Source organism: Mesorhizobium sp. M2C.T.Ca.TU.002.02.1.1 (assembly GCF_003997225.1).
Genome location: NZ_RZTO01000257.1, coordinates 1 through 7,389 on the forward strand (window position 1 = coordinate 1; position 7,389 = coordinate 7,389).

Sequence of the window (7,389 nt, forward strand, 5' to 3'; positions counted from 1 at the left end):
CTCCAAGCCATTTATTAGTCGATAAACATTTTCTGATATAACTTTTCCTTCCGAGAAGAGTCTCGGAAGAGAATTTCCAAAGCGCCGCATCGCGTCCTCGCAATTCGCGATTTTTAGCTCCCCGCCCGGCGCCGCAATGAAGACACAATTCGGAAAATTTTACAAAGCCTATTCTGGGTTGCATGGTTGATAAACTGCAAAGTGAGCTGAATCGGCTACAGTATTGATTGGACGGGGCTGCTATTGGCGCGCGCCGCGCCGATGCTCCAGAGCGATTCAGCGTTTCACAGGATCGCCGATACACACTTTTCCTGGAATTGCTTTAGGATCGGCCCCGAACAGCAATTCGCGATCGTCTAAGGATACTCAATGACGCTGCAGGACGAATTCGGCCTCGCTTACTCGGGCGCGACCGAAGCCGGGTTGTCGTCCTACGCCCGCGCCGTGCATGAGCTGCAATGCTTCATCGGCGATCCGGTGGGTTCCATCGACCGCGCCATTGCCGATGCCCCGGCCTTCGTCATGGCGCATGTGTTCAAGGGCTATCTGTTCGGCCTGGCCACCGAACGGGACGCGACGGCGGTTGCCCGATCGAGCCATCAGGCGGCGCTGCCGCTTGCCGCCACCGCGCGCGAACAGGCGCATGTCGCGGCGCTCGGCCATCTTGCCGACGGGCGCTGGCATGACGCCGCGCGCATCCTCGAGGATATCGCGATCGACAATCCGCGCGATGCGCTGGCGCTGCAGGTCGGGCATCAGATCGATTTCTTCACCGGCAACGCGCGCATGCTGCGCGACCGCATCGGCCGGGCGCTGCCGGCCTGGCAGAAGGGCATGCCGGGCTACCACGCCATTCTCGGCATGCAGGCCTTCGGACTGGAGGAAATGGGCGACTATGCCCGCGCCGAGTCCTTCGGCCGGCAAGCTGTCGAGATCGAGCCGCGCGATGGCTGGGCACAGCATGCGGTCGCGCATGTCATGGAAATGCAAAGCCGGCAACGAGACGGCATCGCCTGGATGCGGGTCAATTCCGACGCGTGGTCGAAGGACAGCTTCCTGAAAATCCACAATTGGTGGCACCTGGCGCTGTTTCACTATGATCTCGGCGAGACGGACGAGGTGCTCCGGCTCTATGACGGGCCTATCTATGGCGACCGCTCAACCTTGGTGCTAAACATGGTCGATGCGTCGGCGATCCTTTGGCGCCTCACTCTGGGCGGCGTCGATGTCGGCGACCGCTGGTCGGCACTCGCCGCCAACTGGATCCCGAAAGCCGCCGCCGGCAACTACGCCTTCAACGACGCGCATGCGATGATGGCCTTTGTCGGCGCCGGGCTGGAGGCGCCGGCGAAGACACTGCTCGAGGCGCAGCGCGAAGCGATGCGCGGCGGCGACGACAACGCCGCCTTCACGCGCGATGTCGGCCACCCGCTGACGCTTGCGATCAAGGCCTTCGGCGAGGGCAATCACGACGAGGCCGTGCGGCTGATCCGGCCGATCCGCTCGATCGCGCACCGTTTCGGCGGCAGTCACGCGCAACGCGACGTCATCGACCTGACGCTGATCGAAGCCGCGTTGCGCGCCGGCGACAGCGGGCTGGCGCGAGCGCTTACCGCCGAACGGCAGCTGGCGCGGCCGGACAGCCCGTTGTCGGCGCTGTTCTCGCGGCGCGCATTCGATTTGTCTGAGAATTGACCCGAAGCGGATCTTGCCCTAAAAACGGCCAAGCCAGATTTTTTCGAGATCCGAAAAAATTAATGGCAATGGGAGGAAATCATGTATCTCGGCCTCGACCTGGGCACTTCGGGCGTCAAGGCGCTGCTGATCGATGACGGCCAGAAGGTCATTGGCGCCGGCCATAGCTCGCTCGACGTCTCGCGGCCGCATCCAGGTTGGTCGGAGCAGGATCCGGCACATTGGATCGAGGCCTGCGAGGCAGCAATTGCCGAGCTCAAGGCTTCGCATCCGAAAGAGCTGGCGGCGGTCAAGGGAATCGGGCTTTCGGGCCAGATGCACGGCGCCACCCTGCTCGATCAATCGGACAAGGTGCTGCGGCCCTGCATCCTGTGGAACGACACGCGCAGCCATGTCGAGGCGGCGGCGCTCGATGCCGATCCGCGCTTCCGCAAGCTCACCGGCAACATCGTTTTCCCGGGCTTCACCGCGCCGAAGCTTGCCTGGGTGAAGAACAACGAGGCTGCAATCTTCGCCAAGGTCGCCAAGGTGCTGCTGCCCAAGGATTACCTGCGGCTCTGGCTGACCGGCGAGCGCATTTCCGAAATGTCGGATTCGGCCGGCACGTCCTGGCTCGATGTCGGCAAGCGGCGCTGGGCGCCCGAATTGCTGGCGGCGACATCGCTCGACGAGAAGCACATGCCGTCGCTGGTCGAAGGCACGGCTAAGGCCGGTGGGCTGCGCGCTGAGCTCGCGTCGAAATGGGGCACCGCGGCGGGCATCCCGGTTGCCGGCGGCGCCGGCGACAATGCGGCTTCGGCCTGCGGCATGGGCACGGTCGGCGCCGGCCATGCTTTCGTGTCGCTCGGCACGTCGGGCGTGCTGTTTGCGGCCAACGCCTCCTATCTGCCCAATCCGGAAAGCGCGGTGCACACCTTCTGCCACGCGCTACCCGCCACATGGCACCAGATGGGCGTCATCCTGTCGGCCACCGATTCGCTCAACTGGCTGTCGGAGATCACGGGAAAAAGCGCCGGCGACCTGACCGGCGAGCTCGGCGACACGCTGAAGGCGCCGACGGGCGTCTCTTTCCTGCCCTATCTCTCGGGCGAGCGCACGCCGCACAATGATTCCGCCATCCGCGGCTCGTTCACCGGGCTGGCGCATCAATCGAGCCGGGCCGTGCTGACGCAGGCGGTGCTGGAAGGCGTCGCCTTCGCCTTCCGCGACAGTCTCGAGGCGCTGAAGACGGCCGGCACGACGCTGAGCCGGGTGACCGCGATCGGCGGCGGCTCGCGCTCGCGCTACTGGCTGAAGGCGATCGCCACCGCGCTGCAGGTGCCGGTCGACATTCCCGCCGACGGCGATTTTGGCGCGGCGTTTGGTGCGGCAAGGCTGGGGTTGATTGCCGCGACAGGCGCCGACCCGCTCGGCGTGTGCACGGCGCCGGCGACGGATGCGACGGTTGAGCCGGATGCCGGGCTTGGCGGGGCTTATGCCGACGCCTATCAGAGGTATCGCGCGCTTTATCCGGCGATAAGGGCTGTAACTGCGTGAGCAGGAGCGAGGCCCCCCTTTCTGCCCTGCCGGGCATCTCCCCCTCAAGGGGGGAGATTGGCAGCTTCGGCGCCTCGCCTCTCCTTGCAACGATGGCGATTGGCGAAAGCCGGCGCGACATCCAATCTCCCCCCTTGCGGGGGAGATGGCCGGCAGGCCAGAGAGGGGGGCTTCGCACCCCACCTCCCCAATTAGCCTCACTGCGCCATCACCTTGTCCAAAAATCCGGTGACGCTCTTCAAGCGGCCGTTCTCGATGACGCCGATGTCGGTGCCTTCGATGACCGACTCGGTGCCTTCCGGCCCAAGGTTCCACGAGAAGCGGATGCGATCGGCGAAACCGTCGGGGACACCCTTCAGCGAAAACCGGAAGCCGGCAAAGCGCTGCTGCACGCCGTCGATCAGCGCCGCGACGCCAGCATGGCCGTCACCCTGCATGATCGGGTCGCGATAGCTGACATCCGTGGTGAAGGCCGCTTCGAGCAGCGCCTTGCGGCGGATCGCATCGCTCTCGTTCCAGGCGGCGATGTAATTGCGGGCGATCGTGTTGAGGTCGGTCATTGTCATGCTCCTTCGTTGGATCGTTTCGACATGACCCTTTTGGCCCCGCGAAAGAGCGAAACCAATTACGCCTGAGGTAATCGGGCAAAGCACTTGGAGAGGAAGGAAACCATGAGCAGCGGATTTTTCGGCGACATCAAGAAGATCAAATATGAGGGGCCGGATTCGACCAATCCGCTGGCCTATCGCTTCTACAACCCGGACGAGGTGGTGGCCGGCAAGCGGCTGGAAGACCATCTGCGTTTCGCCGTCGCCTATTGGCATTCCTTCGCCTGGCCGGGTGGCGACCCGTTCGGCGGCCAGACCTTCGACCGGCCCTGGTTCGCCAAGCCGGGCGGCGTCGACACGATGGAGCTGGCCAAGCTCAAGGCCGACGTCGCCTTCGAGATGTTCTCGCTGCTCGGCGCGCCCTATTTCTGCTTCCACGACGCCGACGTGCGCCCGGAGGGCAAGGATTTCTCCGAAAGTGCCGCGCGCCTCGACGAGATCACCGACTATTTCGCGACCAAGATGAAACAGACCGGCGTCAAGCTGCTCTGGGGCACGGCGAACCTCTTCTCGCACCGCCGCTTCATGGCGGGCGCCGCCACCAATCCCGATCCGGATGTGTTCGCCTATGCGGCGGCGACGGTGAAGAAATGCATCGACGTCACCAAGAAGCTGAAGGGCGAGAACTATGTGCTGTGGGGTGGGCGCGAAGGCTATGAGACGCTGCTCAACACCGACCTTGCGCGCGAGCAGGAGCAGGCCGGCCGCTTCCTCAACCTCGTCGTCGACTACAAGCACAAGATCGGCTTCAAGGGCACGATCCTGATCGAGCCGAAGCCGCAGGAACCGACCAAACACCAGTACGACTACGACGTTGCTACCGTCTATGGCTTCCTCAAGCGCTTCGGGCTGGAGAAGGAGGTCAAGCTCAACATCGAGCAGGGCCACGCGATCCTTGCCGGCCATTCCTTCGAGCACGAGCTGGCCCTAGCCAATGCGCTAGGCGTCTTCGGTTCGATCGACATGAACCGCAACGACTACCAGTCGGGCTGGGACACCGACCAGTTCCCCAACAACGTGCCGGAAATGGCTTTGGCCTATTACCAGGTGCTGCAGGGCGGCGGCTTCAAGACCGGCGGCACCAATTTCGACGCGAAACTGCGGCGCCAGTCGCTCGATCCGGACGACCTCCTGATCGGCCATATCGGCGGCATGGATGCCTGCGCGCGCGGCCTGAAGGCGGCGGCGAAGATGATCGAGGACAAGGCGCTGTCGGGCCCGCTCGCGGAACGCTATGCCGGTTGGAACACCGCCGAAGGCAAGGCGATGCTGTCGGGCAAGCGCACGCTGGAGGAGATCGCCGAACGCGTGGTGAAGAAGAAGATCGAGCCGCAGCCGCGCTCCGGTCGGCAGGAGCTGCTCGAGAACATCGTCAACCGCTACGTCTGACCGCTTGGCGGCCAGCCGACCGCATCGATCTGACAAGCGACAGCGGTTGAATCCGCCTTCGCGCGGGGCAGGACTTCACGACAAGGTCTTGCCCCGAATCGCCCCTCAATCGCCCCGTTCTTGCCTTCAAACAGCCGTCACGGAACTCGTATAAACGTGGCTCCTGTGGCGGGAAGGAAAGAAGGAGGCGAAACGTATGCAGCACGAACGCGAAATCGACGCCCTGCTCTCTTCCGGTGAGGCTGGTTCGATCATCGATCGGCTGATGGCGCTGCCGCATTCGAAAGACGGCGCCCGCGAGCCGAATGAATGGGATCGCGCGGTCGCCGCGCGGCTCGAAACGGCGCTGGCCAAGAGCATGCGCTCGCGCATCGTCGGTGAAGGCCGCGACGCCGCCTGAATCTTCCGTAGGCCGATTCTTCCTTGGCCCGTTTCTGCCCTGGCCCATTTCTACCCTGGTTTGACGAACGGAGACTGTTTCTCCATCCTGCATCGATGATACGCGCGGTGCTGCTCGATCTTCTGGGTGTCGTCTACGATGGCGACGTCCAGATAGCGGGCGCCGCGGCGGCCATCGAGCGTCTGCGCGGTGCCGGGCTGCCGCTCCGGTTCGTCAGCAACACGACACGCTCCCCACGCGACGCGATCATCGCTCAACTTGCCGGGCTGGGCATCAAGGTAGAGGACGAGGAATTGGCGACGCCGGCAGGCGCAGCCGTCGAATGGCTACGCAAGCGCGGACGCCGGCCGCATCTGCTCGTCCATCCCGACCTCGAGACCGAGTTTTCCGGAGTGGAGGGCGGGAGCGATAAAGCCGTCGTCGTCGGCGATGCCGGCGAGGCGTTCAACCACGCCAGCCTCAACCGTGCTTTCCGCGAACTGGTTGCCGGCGCCGATTTCGTGGCGCTTGCGGTCAACCGTACGTTCAAGGATGCCGACGGACTGCTCAGCCTCGATACCGGCGCCTTCGTCGCGGCACTCGAATTCGCCAGCGGCCGCAGCCCTGTCGTGCTCGGCAAGCCGTCTCCCGATTTCTTCCTGTCGGCGCTTGCCGGTTTGCGTTGTCCGCCGGCCGATGCGGTCATGGTCGGCGACGACGCGGAGAGCGATGTCGCCGGTGCATTGCGCGCCGGACTCGGCGCGGCGCTGCTCGTGCGGACCGGCAAGTACCGTCCTGGCGACGAAACGCGCTTCGATCCGGCGCCCACTGCCGTGGTCGACGATCTGGCGGCAGCGGCCAGATGGATCCTTAAAGCGCGTCGCGCTGAAGCGGATTCAGGCGACGCGCTTTAGGCCTTGTTTGATGCATGTCGTTGTCCCAAAACCGCTTCGCACTTTTGGGCGACATGCATTAGCCGCGCCGAAGCCTGACCGGCGCCTCGCCGAACGCTCTTGAAAATGCCCTGGAAAATGCCGCGGCGGACGAAAAGCCTGTGCGCCCGGCAATATCGGCCATGGCGATGCGCGTGTCGACCACAAGGCGGCGGGCGGCACTGAGGCGCAGCCTCAGATAATAGGCGCCGGGCGTCTCGCCGATCGACTTGCGGAAGATGCTTTCCAGCGTCCTTGCCGTCACGCCAGCGCGTTTGGCCACGGCGTCGATGGTGAGCGGCTGGTCGACATGCGCTTCCATCAGCCGGATCGCCTGGGCGAGCCTGGGGTCGTAGCCGTCGAGCCGGCCGAGCGAGACCAGCGGCTGCGCGTCGGTCGCGGCGCGGGCCTGGTCGTAGATGAAGACGCTCGCCACATCGAGCGCGGCGGCCATGCCGAGCCTGGTGCGGACCAGATGCAGCATCAGGTCGAAGGTCGGCGAGGCGCCGCCGGAGGTGAAGACCGGCCCGTCGATGACATAGCGGTCCGGCCGCACGTCGACGCCCGGGAAGGCGGCGGAAAAATCCTCCATGTCTTCCCAATGGGTGGTGGCGCTGCGGCCTTCGAGCAGGCCGGCGCGCGCCACCAGCCAGGTGCCGGCCTCGACGCCGCCGCAGGCGCGGGCCGCCCGCGCCGCCCTGCGCAGGCCAGCCAACAATGCCGACGTGGCGTAGTTCTGCGTGCCGAAGCCGGCGACGACCACCAGCATGTCGGTCGGCTCGGCGGCGTCGAAGCGGCCGCTGACCGCCACGGGAAGTCCGCACGTGGTGACCGGCGCCTCGCCGGTGAC

Annotated in this window: 7 protein-coding genes; 5 read left to right on the top strand and 2 right to left on the bottom strand. The window is 64.9% G+C overall.

Features of this window, described 5'->3' with window-relative positions:
* Positions 1-369: 369 nt before the first annotated feature.
* Positions 370-1,695, top strand: a complete 1,326-nt coding sequence (locus tag EOD07_RS15600; protein WP_127236107.1) for a tetratricopeptide repeat protein — start codon at positions 370-372, stop codon at positions 1,693-1,695.
* Positions 1,696-1,776: 81 nt separating this feature from the next.
* Entirely contained in the window at positions 1,777-3,231 is a 1,455-nt protein-coding gene (gene xylB, locus EOD07_RS15605; RefSeq protein WP_127236108.1) for a xylulokinase, read from the top strand.
* Positions 3,232-3,428: 197 nt separating this feature from the next.
* Here xylB and EOD07_RS15615 read toward each other — a convergent pair whose 3' ends face one another.
* Positions 3,429-3,791 (bottom strand): nuclear transport factor 2 family protein, encoded by a 363-nt coding sequence (locus tag EOD07_RS15615; RefSeq protein ID WP_127236109.1) that lies wholly within the window; start codon positions 3,789-3,791, stop codon positions 3,429-3,431.
* A gap of 111 nt (positions 3,792-3,902) precedes the next feature.
* Here EOD07_RS15615 and xylA point away from each other — a divergent pair, with 111 nt between their 5' ends.
* From xylA to EOD07_RS15630, 3 genes are all read left to right on the top strand, one after another.
* Positions 3,903-5,228 (top strand): xylose isomerase, encoded by a 1,326-nt coding sequence (gene xylA, locus EOD07_RS15620; RefSeq protein ID WP_127236110.1) that lies wholly within the window; start codon positions 3,903-3,905, stop codon positions 5,226-5,228.
* Positions 5,229-5,424: 196 nt separating this feature from the next.
* Positions 5,425-5,628 carry a hypothetical protein gene (locus tag EOD07_RS15625; RefSeq protein ID WP_127236111.1) on the top strand — a complete coding sequence of 68 codons (204 nt, stop codon included), beginning with the start codon at positions 5,425-5,427 and terminating at the stop codon, positions 5,626-5,628.
* A gap of 107 nt (positions 5,629-5,735) precedes the next feature.
* Positions 5,736-6,521: a TIGR01458 family HAD-type hydrolase gene (locus tag EOD07_RS15630; RefSeq protein WP_348627768.1), complete on the top strand. Its 786-nt coding sequence runs from the start codon at positions 5,736-5,738 to the stop codon at positions 6,519-6,521.
* A 58-nt stretch (positions 6,522-6,579) separates the two neighbouring features.
* Here the strand turns inward: EOD07_RS15630 and EOD07_RS15635 are convergent.
* Positions 6,580-7,389: GlxA family transcriptional regulator (locus EOD07_RS15635; RefSeq protein WP_164772272.1), on the bottom strand; the 810-nt coding region annotated here is incomplete at its 5' end.